20 protein-coding genes are annotated in these 19,958 nt (G+C 43.6%); 12 read left to right on the forward strand and 8 right to left on the reverse strand.

Annotated features, from left to right (window positions below):
* The first annotated feature begins 44 nt into the window (after positions 1–44).
* From rfaP to QQL60_RS14630, 6 genes are read left to right on the forward strand one after another with little or no spacing between them, the layout of a single operon-like run.
* Positions 45–845 (forward strand): lipopolysaccharide core heptose(I) kinase RfaP, encoded by an 801-nt coding sequence (rfaP, locus tag QQL60_RS14605; protein WP_273178993.1) that lies wholly within the window; start codon positions 45–47, stop codon positions 843–845.
* The gene (locus QQL60_RS14610) at positions 835–2,253 is read left to right on the forward strand and encodes a lipopolysaccharide kinase InaA family protein (protein WP_284723714.1); all 1,419 of its coding nucleotides are present in this window, start codon (positions 835–837) and stop codon (positions 2,251–2,253) included. Before rfaP ends, QQL60_RS14610 begins: the two co-directional genes overlap by 11 nt.
* On the forward strand, positions 2,250–3,389 hold the full coding sequence (locus QQL60_RS14615) for a glycosyltransferase family 4 protein (protein ID WP_284723715.1): 1,140 nt from the start codon (positions 2,250–2,252) through the stop codon (positions 3,387–3,389). Before QQL60_RS14610 ends, QQL60_RS14615 begins: the two co-directional genes overlap by 4 nt.
* On the forward strand, positions 3,386–4,420 hold the full coding sequence (gene galE / locus QQL60_RS14620) for a UDP-glucose 4-epimerase GalE (protein ID WP_284723716.1): 1,035 nt from the start codon (positions 3,386–3,388) through the stop codon (positions 4,418–4,420). The genes QQL60_RS14615 and galE overlap by 4 nt, the downstream gene beginning before the upstream one ends.
* Entirely contained in the window at positions 4,413–5,012 is a 600-nt protein-coding gene (locus tag QQL60_RS14625) for a YrbL family protein (RefSeq protein WP_284723717.1), read from the forward strand. Before galE ends, QQL60_RS14625 begins: the two co-directional genes overlap by 8 nt.
* 24 nt (positions 5,013–5,036) lie before the next feature.
* Positions 5,037–6,065, forward strand: a complete 1,029-nt coding sequence (locus tag QQL60_RS14630; RefSeq protein WP_284723718.1) for a CgeB family protein — start codon at positions 5,037–5,039, stop codon at positions 6,063–6,065.
* Here the strand turns inward: QQL60_RS14630 and QQL60_RS14635 are convergent.
* From QQL60_RS14635 to QQL60_RS14670, 8 genes are all read right to left on the reverse strand, one after another.
* A complete protein-coding gene (locus QQL60_RS14635) occupies positions 6,053–7,792 on the reverse strand; it encodes a carbamoyltransferase family protein (protein WP_284723719.1) in 1,740 nt (579 codons plus the stop codon). The genes QQL60_RS14630 and QQL60_RS14635 overlap by 13 nt on opposite strands.
* 64 nt (positions 7,793–7,856) lie before the next feature.
* The gene (locus QQL60_RS14640; protein WP_273178979.1) at positions 7,857–8,591 is read right to left on the reverse strand and encodes a lipopolysaccharide kinase InaA family protein; all 735 of its coding nucleotides are present in this window, start codon (positions 8,589–8,591) and stop codon (positions 7,857–7,859) included.
* 63 nt (positions 8,592–8,654) lie between these two features.
* Positions 8,655–9,767: a glycosyltransferase gene (locus QQL60_RS14645; RefSeq protein WP_284723720.1), complete on the reverse strand. Its 1,113-nt coding sequence runs from the start codon at positions 9,765–9,767 to the stop codon at positions 8,655–8,657.
* Positions 9,768–9,773: 6 nt separating this feature from the next.
* On the reverse strand, positions 9,774–11,282 hold the full coding sequence (locus QQL60_RS14650) for a hypothetical protein (protein ID WP_284723721.1): 1,509 nt from the start codon (positions 11,280–11,282) through the stop codon (positions 9,774–9,776).
* Positions 11,279–12,310, reverse strand: coding sequence for a lipopolysaccharide heptosyltransferase II (gene waaF, locus QQL60_RS14655; protein WP_284723722.1), 1,032 nt, complete (start codon positions 12,308–12,310; stop codon positions 11,279–11,281). Before waaF ends, QQL60_RS14650 begins: the two co-directional genes overlap by 4 nt.
* A 2-nt stretch (positions 12,311–12,312) precedes the next feature.
* Entirely contained in the window at positions 12,313–13,125 is an 813-nt protein-coding gene (locus QQL60_RS14660; RefSeq protein WP_284723723.1) for a ZIP family metal transporter, read from the reverse strand.
* Positions 13,126–13,164: 39 nt separating this feature from the next.
* Entirely contained in the window at positions 13,165–13,914 is a 750-nt protein-coding gene (gene pgeF / locus QQL60_RS14665; RefSeq protein ID WP_273178970.1) for a peptidoglycan editing factor PgeF, read from the reverse strand.
* Positions 13,907–14,704 (reverse strand): inositol monophosphatase family protein, encoded by a 798-nt coding sequence (locus QQL60_RS14670; protein ID WP_273178968.1) that lies wholly within the window; start codon positions 14,702–14,704, stop codon positions 13,907–13,909. The genes pgeF and QQL60_RS14670 overlap by 8 nt, the downstream gene beginning before the upstream one ends.
* Positions 14,705–14,807: 103 nt before the next feature.
* Between QQL60_RS14670 and QQL60_RS14675 the strand changes: the two genes are divergently transcribed.
* Genes QQL60_RS14675 through pmbA form a run of 6 tightly spaced genes read left to right on the forward strand, consistent with a single transcriptional unit; the run spans position 14,808 to position 19,871 of the window.
* Positions 14,808–15,530: a 16S rRNA (uracil(1498)-N(3))-methyltransferase gene (locus QQL60_RS14675; RefSeq protein ID WP_273178966.1), complete on the forward strand. Its 723-nt coding sequence runs from the start codon at positions 14,808–14,810 to the stop codon at positions 15,528–15,530.
* Positions 15,527–15,838: a DUF3301 domain-containing protein gene (locus QQL60_RS14680; RefSeq protein ID WP_284723724.1), complete on the forward strand. Its 312-nt coding sequence runs from the start codon at positions 15,527–15,529 to the stop codon at positions 15,836–15,838. Before QQL60_RS14675 ends, QQL60_RS14680 begins: the two co-directional genes overlap by 4 nt.
* An 18-nt stretch (positions 15,839–15,856) precedes the next feature.
* Positions 15,857–16,852 carry a response regulator gene (locus QQL60_RS14685; protein ID WP_273178962.1) on the forward strand — a complete coding sequence of 332 codons (996 nt, stop codon included), beginning with the start codon at positions 15,857–15,859 and terminating at the stop codon, positions 16,850–16,852.
* Positions 16,852–17,688 carry a peptide chain release factor N(5)-glutamine methyltransferase gene (gene prmC, locus QQL60_RS14690; RefSeq protein WP_273178960.1) on the forward strand — a complete coding sequence of 279 codons (837 nt, stop codon included), beginning with the start codon at positions 16,852–16,854 and terminating at the stop codon, positions 17,686–17,688. Before QQL60_RS14685 ends, prmC begins: the two co-directional genes overlap by 1 nt.
* 31 nt (positions 17,689–17,719) lie before the next feature.
* Complete coding sequence (locus QQL60_RS14695; protein WP_007144550.1) at positions 17,720–18,478, forward strand: HesA/MoeB/ThiF family protein; 759 nt, start codon at positions 17,720–17,722, stop codon at positions 18,476–18,478.
* Between the two features lie 58 nt (positions 18,479–18,536).
* A complete protein-coding gene (pmbA, locus tag QQL60_RS14700) occupies positions 18,537–19,871 on the forward strand; it encodes a metalloprotease PmbA (protein ID WP_284723725.1) in 1,335 nt (444 codons plus the stop codon).
* Positions 19,872–19,958 lie beyond the last annotated feature (87 nt).

Below are 19,958 nucleotides of genomic sequence, written 5' to 3' on the forward strand. Positions count from 1 at the left end.
TTTAAGCCATAACTGAGTTTGACTGAATCACATCATAAAACTGAATGAAAACATACACTCTCTATCTACGTGAAGAATTAGCTCATGGCTGGCAGGATAAAGCCATATTTACCTGGTTACAGACTATGCCGGGTGAGATTTTTCGTGATAAAGAGGGGCGACGTACTTTACGGTTTGAGGTGAATCAGAAAAGCTATTTTCTTAAATATCATCAAGGCGTTGGCTGGGCTGAAATTGTAAAGAACCTGCTGTCATTACGTTTGCCGATCATCAGTGCCCGTAATGAATGGCAGGCGGTGCAGTTTTTACAGTCTCATGATCTGGATACAATGACCCTAGCCGGTTACGGTGAAAAAGGTTGGAATCCGGCGAAGCGTCATTCATTTGTGATTACCGATGATTTAACCGACACGATGAGTTTGGAATATCTGGGTCAACAGTGGCGAGATAGGCCGCCATCATTCACAAGCAAATACCAGTTAATTCAGAAGTTGGCCCATATCGCAGGGACTATGCATAAAAATGGCATGAACCATCGGGATTTTTATCTTTGTCATTTTTTGTTGGATAAGTCATTTGCTGAGACTAATATTTATCAGCCAACAATGCCAATCTATCTTATCGATCTTCATCGTGCTCAGATCCGACAAAAACTCCCGCGTCGCTGGCAAATAAAAGATCTGGGTAGCTTATACTTCTCGGCTTATGCCGTGCCGCTGACACAACGTGATTTATTTCGGTTTATCAAAACTTACACTCAGCTGCCATTGCGTGAGGCATTAACCCAAAAGGCTGATTTATGGCAGCAGGTTAAACAGCGGGCAGATACCTTATATGCTGAATAATATACCGGATATTGATGCCATCATTGACTCTGACAGCCGACCTGAGCTGCCTTTTGACATAGAGCTACGGCAGGAAAGGTTTCAATGTCAGCAGGTTCTTCGTGATTTGCCTGGGCGCCGTTTAGTGATTAAGGCATTAGACAGTGCTGGAAAGGCTGTAATCATTAAACTTTTTGCGAGTGAAGGCAAAGCGCAGAAAGACTTTCAGCGAGAAATTCAGGGTATTAATGCGGTAAAAGATAGTGAGATAAACACGCCGGCATTATTAGCGACGGTTAAGGAAGCTCATGGTTCTGCACTGATATATCAATTTATAGGAAACAGTCAGCGTTTTCAGCTTGGTGATTCATCTCCAGAACGTTTGAAATTGCTATCAACGTTAATGCTGACTCTGCATCTGGATGGGCTTTATCAAGACGATATTCATCTTGATAATCTATTGCTCAATGGTCATGAAATTGTGCTGCTTGACTTGGGTTCTGTTAAACAATCAAACGATGGCAAGGCACTTGATAAGGACACCAGTTTAACCAATCTGGCGCGACTCATTGCTCAATTCTCACTACAGGAACAAATGACGCTAAAACCACTGATCGAGATGTATTATCACGGTCGTGGCTGGGAATACACTGAGGATGAACAGCAGCAGTTTACAACAAGGCTGGAAAAGGTTTGGCAAAAAAGAAAGTCACAGTATCTTAAGAAGTGTTTTCGCCCATGCACTATGACCTTTTATCAACAGAACTTTCGCTGGCAGGTCGCTGCGAAACGTGAATTCTGGCAACAAAGTCAGATTCAGTCAGTTGACGATATTGAAGCATTATTCACTGATGCACAGATATTAAAGGCCGGTAATACCGCTACGGTGATACGCACTCAGATGGGCGTCCTTGATGTTGTGATTAAACGTTACAATATCAAAAGTCTTGGTCATGCACTTAGCCGTTGCTGGCGACCAAGCCGCGCTGCTATATCCTGGCGTAATGCAAACTTACTGATGTTTATGGGCATTTCGACAACAATGCCTCTCGCTTTTATTGAGCAGCGCTTTGGTCCATTGAGACGTATAGCTTATTTTATTAGTGAATATCGGGAGGCTGAGGAGTTGTTGGATGTCTATCAACAGCGAATGCCTACCGAGTCTGAAGTGCACCAGATTCAAGACATTTTCGCTGGCCTTGAAATAGCGCAGTTGGGTCATGGCGATATGAAAGCACAAAACTTGTTATTAGATGCAAAAGGCAAAGTCTGGCTAATCGATTTAGATGCCATGCGAGAATATACCAATAAAAAACAGGCAGTCATGGCTAACTTACAAGACAAAAAACGCTTCCTGAAAAACTGGAAGAATCCTGAGCTGGAGGCTTTTTTCAGAGTGATGCTACAAAGACAAAAAATACGTTTATGAAATACGCTGTCTGTTTGTATAAGTATTTTCCTTTTGGCGGGCTCGCCCGTGATTTCATGAATATCATGCGCTGCTGTCTGCAAGCCGATGATACGGTCGATGTTTATGTGATGGAGTGGCAGGGAGAAGTACCTAAGCCATTCAATGTGCAGATTATTGAGACTCATGGGTGGAGCAACCATGCCAGGTTGCAATCGTATATAGATCAGGTGTTACCACAATTACATCAGGGTGCTTATGACCTGGTGATTGGTTTTAATAAAATGCCTGGGCTTGATGTCTATTATGCCGCAGACCCTTGTTATATTGACCGGATAAGGTCTCATCCTTTGCACGGGCTATTACAGTTTTCAGGGCGTGTGAAGTTTTATAAAGCCTGTGAAGAAGCCGTTTTTGGCAAACAGTCGAATACCGTATCTATGATGATTTCCGATGTGCAACAAACACTGTTCGAACATCATTACGGCACACCAAAAGATCGCTTAGTCAGCTTACCTCCAGGGATTGACCGTGATAGAAAACGGCCACAAAATGCAGAGCTTATTCGCAAGCAGGTGAGAGATGAGTTTAATGTCTCGGCTGATGAGTGGTTATTGTTGATGGTAGGCACGGGCTTTAAAACAAAAGGTGTTGACCGGGCAATAGCCACCTTGGCAAATTTACCGGATGCCATTAAACAACAAACTAAACTGATGATTATCGGCGATGGCGATAACCGTTATTTACAGCGTCAGGCCCAGCAATCCGGTATTGATAAGCAAGTTGCGTTTCTTGGTGGGCGCTCTGATATTCCACGCTTTTTGCTGGCGGCTGACTTGTTAATTCATCCTGCCAGAAAGGAAAATACGGGGACGGTGATCCTGGAAGCCATGGTAGCAGGTCTGCCAAGCTTAGTTTCCGATGTATGTGGTTATACCAAACATGTGATTAAGGCCGATGCCGGTCTGGTTATTAAGAATGCCGATAGTGCACAGCAAACAGCCTTAGACCTTGTTGAAATGTTAGATAAGAATAAATTACAACAATGGTCTCAGCACGCTTTGCACTATGCTGTGACGGAAGATTTGTACAGTATGCCGCAACAGGCAGCCGCAGTGATTAGGTCACAGGCAAAACAAAAAAGGAAAAAACAATGACAACAACGGTCTTGGTTACCGGCGGTGCAGGGTATATTGGCTCGCATATCTGTGTAGTGTTACTGGAAGCAGGATTTGATGTCGTGGTCGTGGACAATCTTAGTAATAGCTCCTCTTTAGCTATCGATAGAGTAAGTCAGATTACAGGGAAAAAAATCGCTTTTTACAAAGCAGATTGTCGTGATAAAGCGGCTTTACAAGGTATTTTTAATACCCATCCTATTGATGCTGTTATTCACCTGGCAGGATTAAAAGCTGTGGGTGAGTCCTGTGCTTTTCCTTTGATGTATTACCAAAATAATCTGGATGCCACCTTTGTTTTGTTAGAGGTGATGCAGCAATTTTCCGTGAAAAACTTTGTATTTAGTTCATCAGCCACCGTCTATGGCGATCCTGCTTCAATGCCCGTAAATGAAACGTTTCCGACTTCGGCAACGAATCCTTATGGCCGTACAAAGCTGATGATAGAAGAAATTCTGGCAGATATGGTCAAGGCGACGCCAGATCAACTTAGTGTGGTGTTATTACGTTACTTTAATCCGGCTGGTGCACACGAGTCTGGTCTTATTGGTGAAGATCCCAGTGCTATTCCAAATAATCTGATGCCTTATGTCACGCAAACAGCTATTGGTAAACGAGAGTGCTTATCCGTTTTTGGAGGCGACTATGACACCGTTGATGGCACAGGTGTTCGAGACTATATCCATGTGATGGATTTAGCTCGAGGACACCTTGAGGCGCTGAACTGGCTGGAATCGGATGCGACAGCACCCTGCTGTAAAGCGGTTAATCTGGGCACGGGGCAGGGATACAGCGTACTTGAAGTGATCGCTGCTTTTGAACAGGCATCGGGCAAGCAAGTGAATTATAAAATTGTCGACCGCCGTGCGGGAGATGTGGCAATTAATTATGCCGATCCGGCCTTAGCAAAATCACTATTGGGATGGACCGCTGAGAAAACACTGGATGATATGGTGACTGATGCCTGGCGCTGGCAAAGTCAAAACCCTAATGGATATGGCGATGCTTGAATTATCGGCCGCTACATTAGTCGGCAAAGGATTACACAGAGAAGTCCATGTCCATCCTGACGATGATTCAAAATGTGTGAAGGTCGTTGTTTTACGGGGTGAGGAAGAGACTCGTCGAGAACAGGCTTATTATCGGTTCCTGCAGCGCCGAAATATTGATTGGATCAGCTTACCCCAGTTTTACGGTAATGAAGAAACGAATATGGGGCCTGGCGCTGTCTTTGATTTAATTCGTGATGACGATGGGCAAGTGTCCAAAACTTTGGCGTTTTATCTGGACAATCTGAGCTCGACACCAGAGTTAGTCGAATCTATTAGTCAGGCGCTGATTAAATTGAAGCGGGACTTACTAGAGCAGAATATTATTACCATGACACTCAAACCTAAAAATATTGTCGTACAGAAACATAGAGATAGGTTGAGATGCTTGATTATCGACAATATAGGTAACTCGGATATTTTACCGATTAGTAGTTATGTTCGCTTTTTCGGCAGAAAAAAAATTGAACGCAAGTGGGAAAAGTTTAAAGGTTTATTATCAAAGAAGTTTACTAACCAATCGAACGCGAAGAAAATTATCTCCAATATATAAAAATCAAGATAGGGACATTGGTACGTGACTGAGAAAAAAATCTTAATTCTGGATGGAATTGGTGGGGCTACCCTTGGCCGAGACATTCATGCTTGTATCGACAACTCAGAATATTATGATTTAGCGAAACTAAAGCAGATCAACTTATACAAGCCTCGCTCAGCTCTGGCAAAAGTAAAACGAAATTTTTCAGAGAAGAAGAGTTTTTATTACTTACCCAAAAAAGCCCTATCGTCGTTTTTAACGGTGCTTGATGATGTGAAACCTGAAGTTATTTTTGTTATAGGTTTTGTGTACCGTTTTATTAATCCCGAACAGTTTAAAGATATTGCAAAATCTAGAAATATAAAGCTCTATTTGTACGATACTGATAGCTGTAACCTCTACACGAAACGTAGAGAGTTTATATATTTTATTGAGAATGAGGTGCGTATTTATGACCGAGTCTTTTCATTCTCAAAAGTAGTGACAGAGTTTTTCAATCGCATGAATATCGATGCGATATTTTCACCTTTTGGGGCTAACCTTATTGAACGGCAACCAGGAAAGTTTCAGCATGAAGTGTTATTTGTTGGTAGTGCCGATCTTAGACGTTGTTTTATGCTAGAGCATATTGCTGATTATGTCTCGATAAAAGGCGCTCGTTGGACGCGTAACCAAGCCATATTATCCAAGAAACTGCAAGAAATAATAGATGATAAACCCGTGTGGGGAGAGGCTTTGCATCAGCATCTAATGGGGTCAAAGATAGTATTAAATATCACGAGAGGACCATTTTATGCGGCTGAAACGGGAGTTAATCTGAGGATTTTTGAAGCTATGGCAGCAGGATGTTTTGTTCTGACAGATTACTGTGATGAAGTTGCCGAGTTATTCGACATCGGTCTGGAAATTGAAACATTCAAGGGGTCAAAAGAACTGGTAGAGAAAGTCGCTTATTATTTAAGTAATGATGAAGCCCGTTTAGCTATAGCTAAACGGGGACAACAGAAAATACGTCAACAGTTCACTTGGGATAAACGTACCCAGCATATGTTGAGTTATATGGGGTGATGATCATCTTTAGTAATTAAGATATCTTCCATGACTAAGTATTCTAAGTCTGAGCCAAAGAACATATTCAATGCATCTGTAGGGCTGCATACCATTGGCTCACCACGGCGATTCAGAGAAGTGTTCAGTACCACGCCATTACCGGTAAGTTTTTCCATTTCCTGAAGAAGTGAGTAATAACGAGGATTGGTGGCCTTTGTGACAATTTGAGCACGGGCTGTTCCATCTTCATGTACGACTTCTGGAATACGTGATTTCCAACTTTCTGCCACATCAAACGTAAATGTCATATATGGACTAGGGTGATCCGTCTGTAGTATTTCTGGTGCGATTGTATCCAGCATGCTCGGACAGAATGGACGCCAGCGTTCACGGTATTTGATTTGGGCATTAATTCTGTCAGCAACCCCAGGATGGCTGGGTGAGCCGAGAATACTGCGGTTACCTAAAGCGCGAGGTCCGAACTCCATATGTCCCTGAAACCAGGAAACCGGATTACCATCAGCCAGAATTTTGGCTGTTTCTGCAGTAACATTGGTCATTCGTTGCCATTTGACTGGCTGCTCGTATTGCTCACATGCTTCAATACATTGTTCTGTTGTATACGCAGGTCCTAAGTAGACATGTTCCATTTTTTCTACTGGTACCCCCGCTAATTGTGAAGCATAGCTGGCCGCACCAATGGCCGTACCCGCATCACTTGCAGCCGGTTGTACAAACAGTTCTTTAACGCCAGGCATGGCGATAATACGTTGATTCAGTTTGACGTTTAATGCAACACCGCCTGCATAAGCAATTTTGCCGGTCTCTTTAATAATGTCACCGAGATAAAAATCAATGAGTTTTAAGGCTGTCTTTTCTAACAGATCTTGGATACTGGCGGCATAGTCGATGTAAGGCTCGTCTTTTTCATCACCTTCACGCATTGGCCCGAGCCATTCAATTAATTCAGGGCTGAAAAAGTAACCTTTGCCGTTCTTTTTGAAACGGCGGGTACCTACAACGTTCACTAGTTTTGTATTGACTTTGAATTCACCGTCTTTGTAGTCAATCAAGCGTGAAAAATCGAAACGTTTAGGATCACCGTAAGGGGCCATACCCATCACTTTGAACTCGCCATCCAGCATTTCAAAACCAAGGTATTCAGTCAGTGCTCCATAAACCCCACCAAGCGAATCTGGATCATAGAATTCTTTGATTTTATGAATCTTGCCATTTTCACCATAACCAAAGAACGTGGTGGCATATTCACCCTTACCATCGATACCGATAATGGCTGTTTTTTCTTTGAAACCGCTTAGATGGTAAGCACTGCTGGCATGAGCTAAATGATGTTCGACGGGAACAAATTTAACGCGATTTGCGCCGATACCCAGATCATCTAATAGCTTCATCACATTTCGGTGATTACGCCAATATCGACGATTGCCACTGAATAAGGCGGTAAGTGCTCGGTCTGGAGCATACCAATGACGTTTAGCATAATGCCAGCGGGCGGGTGATTTCAGACCAATTTCGGCGTAAGGGAAAGCTACAATATCAATCTGATCGGGACGAATACCAGCTTGTTCCAAACAAAATTTAGTTGCCTCGTAGGGCATTTTTCCTTTGGCATGCTTGTCACGGAGAAAGCGCTCCTCTTCAGCAGCAGCTACAAGCTTTCCATCAATATATAAAGCAGCGGAGGCGTCGTGATTTACCGCGCCAGACAAACCTAAAACGATCATGATGTGATATATGTCTTTGAGTTAAACAGCGTGTAAGTATATCGCATGCAGTCGGCCAACACGACTAATGACGTTTTGCTTTTTTGGGCTTAGCAAGCTTCTGTAAAAGTTGTCTGGTTTTTTTAGATAACGGTTGCTCGTTGAAGTACTGCTGTAAAAAGAAAACGCGATCTTTCTTCGACCAGTCTTGATTAGCATGACGTTCTAATGTGCCCAGATCCCTCATCATCGATTGCCGCACGAACAATGTACGTTTCATTTTCTCCAAATCGATTATTTTTATATCCCAACCACTGCTGATTGGCTTGGCAAAAATATGTTTGGGATAAAGTGAGTTATGCTGAAAATGTGCCTGATGCATATCTGCTAACACATGGGCGACTGCTTTCAGCAACTGTTTACGAGATACACTTGATAGACTTAAAGGAGAAATGTTTTCCAGAGATTGGTAACCAGTCAGTTCTTTTGTTACCAGTATCGCCCTGGACTTGTCACATGAAAAATAAACCGGATCGAGCGTCGGAATGTGTTTTGCTGTCAGCCTGAGAATATTGTTATATTCCTTTTGAAAGGTATGAATGCCTTTTAGTGGATGACACCATGTTTTAGTGCGGTGATTCTCCTGACGTTTGATGAACACATCAACCGCGCCATTTGCTGTTTTCAATACATATTTAACCACACCACTCCAGCCGCCACGTCTATGATTTGGGGGCTCGAACCAGTCTGTATCCAGTTGCCATAACTGTTCAAAATACTCTGAGTTGGATAATAGTTGTGCTTCTTTTAGTACTGACATTTTAGCGCTCTGATTGCTTTTCTCTCTATAATCACAAACATAAATTATCACACTATTAAATACTTATTTCTTCAAACGTGCTTTAAGTGCAGGCATGGACCAGAAATATTGCCTTACCGCGCTTTCAGTAAAATGTTGGCTGATTTTCCTATTCACTTTACCAACTATGTTCATACGTTCAGCGTTATTGAGATGTAAGGTTTTCTTTAATTGTTCTGCCAATTTTTTATGGTCACCTATTGGAAAAGAGTAGCCAGCCTCTGAAATAGCTTCTTTATTTCCATTGCACTCAGAAGCAATACAGACCTGCTCTGCTGCAAACGCTTCAAGCAAAGAAACCGGTAATCCTTCACGAATAGAACTGAGTACAAAGGTGTCAAAAGCCTTCAAATATTTATAAAACTCGGGAACCATACCAAGAAATATCACCTTATCAGTTACACCTAACTCACTTGTTAATGATTTAAGTTCCGTTTCAAGTCTGCCTTTTCCAGCAACTATAAGTTTTGAACCTGGTAACGCATCGCGAGCATGAGCAAACGCTTTTATTAGCGTTTTCTGGTCTTTATCTTCATGCAAACGTCCTACATTCACAAACAAATAGTCATTATCAGGAAGGGATAAGGCTTGTCGAGCTTGATCTCGAGGTAGTTGTTTTTCCCTTATCGACTGAAAGTCGAGGGAGTTATAGAGGTGTTGAACTTTTTCATCATCAAATAAAAAAAGACTTTTTCTTATATCGTCTCGTATGGCTTTCGATACACCTAAAAGTAATAAGTTCTTGCGATGAAAGAAAGCAAATAACTTCCTCATTAAAGGCGTAAAAACGCCGTCTATGTGTGCGACACCGATAACAAACAAGTTTTTGACATGACTAGCGATGTATATAGATTTATAACGATGCGCTATTGCGAACTCAAATTGATATTGCTTATCAAGCTGGCGAATTTTTTTGATTAGCTGCTGTTTCAATCCTTTCATTTGCTTTGATGAAGCATCCAAGAATATCACTTCATCGGCGCCACACTGCTCAACGACCTCAGAATTGTGTTGTCCTTTAATAAACACAGTAATAACCCTGAAATCTGTATTCTTGAATAAGGCAGCATATTGATTTGCCACGCTTAAGAAAGGGGCTTCATATCCATGACACAGCAGTAATACATTTCGCTCCACGAGCAACTACTCCTTCATTCCAGTGGGAGTAATATGTTTGTAGACAATGGCTCTGTCACCTCTGGCATTTTGACTTTGATGAACGGGTTCAAGATCCCAGTCACTATAGATTTTTTCATCATCCTGATGAGACTTTTTTTCTACAACGAGCAAGTAATCAAAATCAGGCGAACCTTCAAGTTCTCGATTCAGTTTTAGTTGCGTCTTTGGCTCATTTTCATGGAAATAAAAATCAATAAAAATATCATTGGTGAGAACTCGGCTATTTTCTGGCAAATGTTGGCTTGCCCAGATCGCCGTTTCTTTTATATAGCCTTTGGTTACACTCGTCGTGCATGAATCAATCAGACTGGCTAGAAGCAATAGCGAAATTAATACAAGCGCAACTTTATTTTTTGCTTGCCAGTACTCATCTATTAGTCTGCACATGGATGGTAGCATTAGTAACATCAGAGCAGTGATTAGCATGACAGCATAACGCGTACTCATGAAGTAATGTTTAAATAGGAAGGAAAGCAAAATGACGACGTTTATACCGACGAAAAAAAGTAAAAAACGCTGAGTCTTAGCATCAGATGAGCTCTTTTTGTGCTGAAGTCTCGCGAAGACAAATAAAATAAGATTAAGAGGTGATAAGCCAGTAATGATTTTTGCCAGTAACATATAAACCAGGCCTGAAGCCAAAATCATCCCGCTGTATCTTTCAGAATACTGATTCAATAATTCATTACCGAGAATGGCTGTTTTAGTATGAAATTCATCAGTAATGGCTGAGTAGTCCAGAAATTGCGTCACGCTAAGGACTTTACCAAATGCATTCATTAGTCCTTGCTGTTGGGTAAAGGTGACAGCACTGATTACTCCAGCGAACAGGAAGAATGAACAAAGCTTGACACTGGCTTTTGAGCCCTCTTTAACACCTAGTTGGAAGAGGATGAAGAGAGGTGTTGCCAGAATAATAGTGATAGCTTCAACACGAAATAACATGGCTAACAAGCTGGATAATTGCCAGTAAAAGCCATTTAACCAGCTGGGTTTTTCCAGAAAAATAATGGTTCGATACATGGATATAGATATAAAAGCCCAATAACCAATATCTCGAATAATATAACTGCGATAGTCATTTAAGGTGGAAAAGCACAGAATGAGCAACGCCGCAATAAAGACGTATCGCTGGGTTGTGAGTAGCTTGCTGGCGATAAGAAAAAGTGCATCGGTGAAAACGACAAAAAGCAGGCTATTGATTAGCTGACCGCTAAACTCCAGTTTGAAACCGCTAAATTGATGAAACTTTGCAATCAACATGGAAAAAAACGGCCAGTCATACATTGATGCTGTGGCTGTAAGTCCCCCGTCAATATAGGCTTTTGCCATATTTATGTACAAAACACCATCACTGTTGATTAGCTGATCATTGGTGAATGCCAATATGGAAAGTAGAAGACTAAATAACGCCGTAAATAAGCGTAACTGGTTATTATTAAGTTCTGAAAAAAACGAGTTTAGCGATTTCATTTTGTTGTTTTTATTTGTTCAATAACACTTTCAACAGAAAGTTGTTTCATACAGTTATGATGCCCCAGAGGGCAGGTGCGTTTAAAGCATGGGCTACAGTCTATATCAATCTGGATGATATTAGCGTTGTTGGCTAAGGGGGGAGTGAATGCGGGTGATGTTGGACCATAAACTACTACTAATGGCACCTGTAACGCCGCAGCAATATGCATTAAGCCTGAATCATTGGAAACAACGTAATCTGCAGTGCCTAATAAGTCTATGGCTTCTTCTAACTGTGTCTGACCAGCAAGGCTGATTAAATTATCAGACTTATCCCGACAAAGACTGACGATTTCGTCTGCCGTGCTGATATCCGCCTTGGAGCCAAGAATTAATACTTGCCATCCTGACGTAAGAAAAGAGTCTGCTAGCGCTGCATAATGCGATGTCGGCCATTGTTTGGCTGGCCCAAATTCTGCACCAGGACAAAGGATAAGTCGTTTTTGCTGAACAGACTGGCGTTTAGGATTAATGACTTCATTTGGGGGCTCACCAATCATCAACGGTGCTTGATAAGTCGGTTTTATCTGTGACTGTGATGCTGGATGTGCCAAAGCAACAAAGCGCTGAACCATCATCGGTAAAGCTTTTTTGTCCAGTTTTCGGGCATCATTTAGTAAGCCATAACGATATTCGCCACGCCAACCGGTTCTTACAGGGATTTTGGCAAACCAGGGAATAAGCGCTGATTTCCATGAGTTGGGTAAAACAATCGCCTGATCGTAATGTTTATCACGCAGCGACAGGCCTAATTCTCCACGCATTTTCCAAGCAAAGATACCATGAGATATTGGCATACTGATGGCGTTGTTAACTTCAGGCATACGCTGCAACAATGGTCGTGTCCAGTCCATCGCGAGGACATCAATGATAACCGCTGGATCTTGTTGCTTTAGCGCAATAAAAAGTGACTGTGCCATGACCATGTCACCCACCCAAGATGGACCGACAATTAAGATCTTTTTATTGGGGTTCCTTCCCGCCATGACTAATGTAATGTGCTATGAGCGATATAAATAAACACGACACCGAGAGCAATCAAACTGATTTGCTGTAAAGATTCAATAGGTTTGACCTTTTCGTGCAGGCCAGGAATTAAATCGGCAACAGCCACATAAATGAAGCTGGATGCGGCAACCAGCAGAACATAAGGCAGGAAATGCTGCATACCGGATAACGCAAAGTAACCAATTAACGCGCCGGCTAATGTGCCTAAACTCGACATGATATTGTAATAGAGGGCTTTTTTTCGGCTAAATCCACTGTGTAATAAAATGACAAAGTCGCCCAATTCTTGTGGGATTTCATGAGCTGCAATAGCTAAGGCGGTGACCACCCCAAGATGTACGTCAGTCAGAAACGCTGCGGTGATTAAGATACCATCCACAAAGTTATGTATCGTATCGCCAATCAGAATTAACGGGCCAGCCGATTTATGCTTGTGATTATGGTGATGACCACCATGATGATCGGGTCTGTCCAGTTCAGGGATATGTTCATGACCATGATGAGTATGGCAGTGTCGCCATAACACCATTTTCTCTAGTGCAAAAAAACTGAGTAAACCGAGAAGTAATGTTAAACCGATAGCATGCGCATCAATGGCATACTCATGCTCAATAGCATGTGGAATTAAACCCAAGAAAGAAGCGCCGAGCATCGCGCCTATCGCAAAACTAACAAGGTGTGGCACGGCCAGTGTGCGATGTTTTTCAGGCAATAATAAAAACGATGAAGCCACAACAACGCTCAAAAGTCCGCCTACCAGACTAAAAACAATGATCCAGATGAGTAATTCCATAATGATCCAACAAGGCTGAATTAAGCCGCTAATGATACCTTATTTATCGCTGATCCAGATAAGCGAAACCATACGACCAGTCTCTCCATCCCGTCGATAGGAGAAAAAACGGGAAGCGTCAGTCATCGTACAATAATTGCCACCGAATAATTGCGAGACACCATACTGTCTCAATCTCAGGCGGGCGAGTTGATAGATATCGGCTAAGAAGTGACTGTCATCGATTTGCTGAAAAGCGACTTCAGCCATCGGATCGTGACTGATAAATGCCTCATATACATCTAAGCCAACTTCGAACTTTTCCGGACCGATGGCTGGCCCCAACCAGGCATAAATATGTTCTGCGGCAGCATCAAATTGCGCTAAGGTTTTTTCAATAATGCCATCGGCTAAACCTCGCCAGCCTGCATGTATTGCGGCAATTTCAGTACCAGATACATTACTGAGCAATAGTGGCAGACAGTCAGCGGTCATAATCGCGCAGACATGATTGGTTTGATTAGCGTAAATCGCATCCGCTTCGATGCCTTCCTGCCAATCCTGACTATTAATTACCTGAGTGCTGTGTGTTTGTTGCAGCCATAGCGGGGAGGCTGGCAGTTTTAGGAGAGAGCTAAGTGCCGCGCGGTTTTTTTCCACATTCTCAGGCGTATCGTTGACGTGATTGGCAATATTAAAGCTATCGTATGGGCTAGGGCTGATACCGCCCTTTCTGGTTGTTGTGTATGCCTGAATATGGTCGGGCATGGTCCAGTCTGGCGTAATAAATTCCAGCGTTTTTCTAACCATTCACCGCATCCAGTAAGTAGCTTTGCCAAACCTGAAATAAGTGTTCATCAATGGCGGCACATGATGAACGTGGCTGTAAGGTGTAACGAAACGAAGGATCGCCATACAGAGTGGAAGCAAAACCACCTGCTTCTTCTAAAATTAAGTCGCCGGCCGCATAGTCCCAGATTTGCTGACTACCATGCAGATAAATATGTCCACGGCCAGCCGCCAACCAGCATAACTCCAACGCGATAGAGCCCAGATTTCGCTGCGAGGCAAAAGGGCGATCTGCCACGATTTTAGAGGCTAAGGCTGGGGGTAAACGCTTAAAGTCGACAAACGCGATGGTGTTGTCGAGGCTAAGATTAGGTGAGGTCAGACGCAGTGGTTCATCATTCAGCCAAGCGCCCTGACCGCGAATAGCGGTGAAACTCTCATTACGAGAGGGATCCAATACCATGGCAAAGGTCACTTCACCGTGTTCAATCAGGGCCAGTGAGATGGAGTAAAACGGTAAACCTGAAGCAAAGTTGCTGGTACCGTCCACAGGATCAAGACACCAGATTGGTTTGCCGGAATCAAATAGTTGTTGCTGCTGTTCAGTAGACATTTCTTCGCCGAGCAAAGCGATATCAGGATGCAACTCAGCAAGCTGTTTTGTTAATGAGCTTTGCACCGCACTATCCGCGGCTGTGACGATACTACCGTCCTTTTTATAGTCACGGCTGACATTATTGGTATAAGGCAAAAGGGTCGTGGAGGCCACGTCCCTGACAAGTTGCTGAATTTGTTGCCGGTCTATATTCATGTCTTGAGTATAACAGCGAAAAAAGGAATTTGATTCAATCTATCGATGACAATCTGTAAACTGCTAGTCACTTTAGTAGCTTTTTGACTTCAACACCATGCGAATGCCCCGATTTTATACTGAAATATTGTCATCTTCTGAATCAGAATTTGTCTTGCCTGATGACGTGCATCGTCATGCTGTTCAGGTACTACGTCTGAAACCTGGAGCAAATATCCGTTTGTTTAACGGGCAGGGTATGGAGTATGAGGCAGAATTAACTCTTGTTGAAAAACGACAGTCACGCGTTTGTCTTGGTCAGCTTGTAGAAACGCAGAAAGAATCACCACTAGACATTACCCTGCTACAAGGCATTTCTCGTGGTGAACGCATGGATTTTGCCATTCAGAAAGCGGTGGAACTGGGTGTGAAAAAGATTGTTCCGGTGATTACCGAACGTTGTAATGTGCAGTTAAGTGGTGATCGTGCTGATAAGCGTTTTAATCACTGGACAGGCGTTATGGTCAGTGCCTGTGAGCAGTCTGGACGCAGTTTCCTGCCCGAGTTAACGGCCGTTCAAACCTATTCAACAGTGCTTGCTGACTATAAAGATGAGTTGAACTTAGTGTTGGATCCTTTGGCACACAAAGGATTTTCTGAATTGAGCAAACCGGCGTCCCTGACCATGTTAATTGGGCCAGAGGGTGGTTTGTCAGATACTGAAATTGAGATGGCAAAAAACGCCGGCTATCAAGCAGTACAGTTTGGTCCTCGTATTCTTCGCACAGAAACAGCTGCGGTGGCAGCTTTAGCTGTTGCACAAACATTATGGGGTGATCTGGGATGAATGATAGTGGTTTACTACTGATTATTCTCGGTAGCCTCGCCTGGTTTTGGTGGGACAGTCGTGGCGTGGCTGAACGCGCCACGATAGCCGCAGAATCTTATTGTGCCAATTCCGGCGTCGCCTTCTTAAATGATACAGTGTTCTGGCGTAAAATCCGTTTTAAACGTAACCGTCAAGGACGAATACAGTTACAGCGTTATTATTTTTTTGAATTTGCCAGCGATATGCAGCAGCGCTATCGGGGGGAAGTCATTATGATGGGGAAAAAAGTGGAGTCGATTAGCATGGATGCGTTTCGGGTCGGTTAATCACATCAGAGGATAAACATGTCTAAATTTACGGCATTGGTGGTGGATGATTCTCGCGTTGCCAGAATGACGTTGAGTAAGTTATTACGTGATCACAGCTTCAACAGTGTTGAACTGGGGAGTGCTGAAGAAGCTATGCACTGGCTGCAAACTACCGATAAACTGCCTGATCTCATTTTTATGGATGTGATGATGGCAGCAATGGATGGACTCACAGCCACTGCTCAGCTAAAACAGCATTCACAATGGGGACGAATTCCGGTCGTTATTTGTACCGGTAATGAAACCGAAGCCGATCAGAAAAAGGCCTTTGATGCCGGCGCCTCTGCTGTGTTGAGTAAGCCACCTGAGGCAGATAAGGTGGCCGCCATATTGGACGAGATTGAGCTCAGAACAATCGACTTACCGGAGATGAGCCCTTCAGGAGTCGAACCACAACAGCTTGATATTGAGGCCATAGTGACTTCGCTTAAAGCTGAGTTGATGAACGATCTTGATATGCGTTTGCAACAAATCCAACTGCCGGAAAAGACTACAACGGAATCCCAATTAGGGGCAGCTGAGATTACTCAGTTGGTGAAAGAGCTGACGCAACAACAGTTTTCTGATCTGAAACAATCACTGTCAGTGCAATTGAATGAGCTGGTTACGATAACGGCTGAACCGGTTTTACAACAGGCGCTTAAAGATATGGATTTGAGTTCGAGTATCGATCGGGCTCTGGAGCAGCATGCTGGGAAATGGTTGGATAAACAACAAAATATCGTGCGTGAGTCGGTGTTAAGGCAGCTTAAGCATGATTTAAATCCATTGGTCGCAAAAAGTCTGGAACGCTTAGTCAATGAAAAAATCCTACCGCTTATCCGCAATCAAGTGACGGCGATGAAGCAGGAGTTTGATAACAGTCATCAAGAACAATGGGCTCAGCTTCATGCACAACTGACCATGCAGCGTAATATCAGTATCGGAATCGGCGTTATAGCAATATTAGCGTTGGTGTTTGTGTTTATTTAATGCTGCCCTCTATACGTGAAGCTCAGGCCTATGGCCGTGCCTGTTTAAGCAGTTCAATCAGTCCAGATATCGATATACAGTATCTTCTGTGTCATCTTCTGGACTGTTCTCCAACACGATTATTACTGGATGCCGAAAGCGATCTCACAGAAAGCCAATGGCAACAATTTAAACAATTTATTGAACGCCGAAAGAACGGTGAACCGATAGCTCACATCACGGGCTCGCGAGGGTTCTGGTCGTTGGAGCTTGACGTAAATGATTCAACACTGATTCCTCGCCCGGATACTGAATTATTAGTCGCACTGGCCTTGGCGAAAGTAGAAGCCGGCATGAAAATTATTGATCTGGGCACGGGTAGCGGGGCCATTGCTTTATCCATCGCAGATGAGCGGCCGGATATCACCATGTTTGCCACGGACTTTCATCTGCCTGCAGTGCAATTAGCTCAGGCAAATGCACGTAAACACAAATTAGATAACGTGCATTTTATGCAGGCTTTCTGGCTGACGGCCTGTCAGCAAAATCAATTTGATATGGTGATATCAAATCCACCCTATATCGAAGCGGATGATCCGCATTTGCAGCAAGGTGATGTGCGATTTGAACCTCTTTCTGCGCTCATTTCTGGCCCGGACGGGTTGGACGATATACGGCTTATTACCCAGCAGGCGGCAAACTGTTTGCGTCCAAATGGCTGGTTGCTGGTGGAACATGGTTATGATCAGTCTGTGGCTGTGCAACAGCTTTTTTCCGCCGCGGGCTTTTCTCATATTTCAGCACACCAGGATTTTGGCGGAAACGACCGGGCCGTGATGGGCCAACTCACGTTATAATGCTGCAATACGCTATTGAGTCTAATCACTGATGAATGACGAACAATTATTACGCTACAGTCGCCATATTTTATTGTCGCAAATGGATATTGAAGGGCAGCAGCGTCTGCTGGACGGCCATGTGATGATCATTGGTTTAGGTGGGCTAGGCGCGCCTGTTTCCATGTATTTAGCGGGCTCTGGTGTGGGTCATTTAACCTTAGTTGATGATGATGTGGTGGAATTAGCTAATCTGCAAAGACAGATTGTTCACACCCATCAAAACATCGGTCGAAAAAAAGTTGAATCGGCGGCAGAACAATTACATGCCTTAAATCCTGATATCAGGATTGATATGATCGATAAACGTCTGGATAAACCAGCTATGCTGGCGGCATCTAGAGATGTCGATGTGATCGTAGACTGTACCGATAATTTTGAGACGCGTTTTTTCTTAAACGAAGTCAGCAGGGAAAATAAGATTCCCCTGGTATCAGGAGCAGCGATTCGTTTTGACGGACAAGTGACAGTCTATGATCCACGACAGGCTGATTCACCGTGCTACCGCTGCTTGTATGAAGACAAAGGCGAATTACAGGAAACCTGCTCTGAGAGTGGTGTGTTTGCCCCCATGCTCGCGATGATTGGCGGAACGCAGGCCGCGGAAACATTAAAACTGCTGGCAAAAATTGGGACACCTTTAACGGGGCGTTTATTACTGCTGGATGGGCTTTCCATGAGTTGGCGAGAAATAAAACTCAGGCCAGATCCAAGCTGCCCGGTTTGCTCCGATAGCCACCACAGAATATAAGCCGATAAGGCATCTCAAACCATTGAGAAAGACAAATAAGTCGAGGATTTGAACACAGATGAGTCAAATGACAAACACCGTTGAATTAGAACGTGCCGCTGATATGGCATTAACTGAAGCCAAAAAGCAGGGGGCCAGTGCTGCTGAAGTGGGCATCAGCCATAGTGAAGGATTATCGGTCACGGTCCGCCAACGTGAAGTCGAAACGCTGGAGCACAATAACGATACCGGTTTGGGCATCACGGTGTATTTCGGACACAGCAAAGCCTCATCCAGCACATCTGACTTAAGTGAAGCCGCTATTGCTGAAGCAGTCAAAGCGGCTTGTAATATTGCTAAACATACTCAGGCAGATGAAGCGGCAGGGCTTGCCGATGCAAATTTAATGGCCACAGCGTTTCCGGAATTATCGCTTTATCACCCCTGGCCAATTGACGTGGATAAAGCCATTGATTTAGCGACATTGTGTGAACAGGCCGGTCTTGATCGCGATAGTCGGATTTCAAACTCAGAAGGCGCCACTGTCTCCAGTCATAGTGGACAACGTGTGTATGCAAACAGTCATGGTTTTATCGGAGCAACACAAAGCAGTCGTCATAGTCTGTCTGCCACACTGATTGCTCAAGATGAGCGAGGCATGCAGCGTGATTATTGGTATGACATTAAACGCGATGCTAACGATCTGGCTAGTGCCGAGTCGATTGGTTTAAAGGCCGCTGAACGGACGTTATCAAGATTAGGTGCCGGTGAAGTGAAAACCGGAAGTTATCCGGTGATTTTTACTGCGCAAATGGCCCCTTCTTTATTTGGCCAGTTAATCTCTGCTATCCGTGGTGGTGCTTTATACCGTAAAGCTTCTTTTTTGCTGGACAAAAAAGGCGAGCAAATTTTTCCTGAATTTATTCATGTGCATGAGCAACCGCATATTCTTAAAGCATTAGGCAGTGCCAGTTTTGATGGTGAAGGCGTGGCGACACAAAACCGTGACATCATATTGGATGGTGTACTGCAAGGCTATGTGCTCGACAGTTATGCTGCCCGACGCTTAGGCATGCAAACAACCGGAAATGCGGGTGGTGTGCATAATTTAACTATTGATAGCAGTACTGACGCTGATTTAGCTGCGCTGATAAAGCAGATGGATAAGGGCATTATCGTCACGGAAACCATGGGCATGGGCGTTAATATTGTGAATGGTGACTATTCACAAGGCGCAGCGGGGTTTTGGGTTGAGAACGGTCAAATCCAATATCCGGTTGATGAATTTACCATCGCCAGTAACTTGCAAGACATGTTTATGGGGATTGTGGACGTAGGCAGTGATGTGGATATACGAGGCAATACCCGTTGTGGTTCAGTGTTGCTCGAAAAAATGATGATAGCTGCCTCTTAAATGGAATTGCAAGCTCTCAATAGAGATTGAGGCCCAATTCCGTATCACTGATAATTTAACGCAGCTAATATGCAGTTCTAATGTTAA

It is taken from the genome of Methylophaga thalassica (assembly GCF_030159795.1).
Lineage (GTDB): Bacteria > Pseudomonadota > Gammaproteobacteria > Nitrosococcales > Methylophagaceae > Methylophaga > Methylophaga thalassica.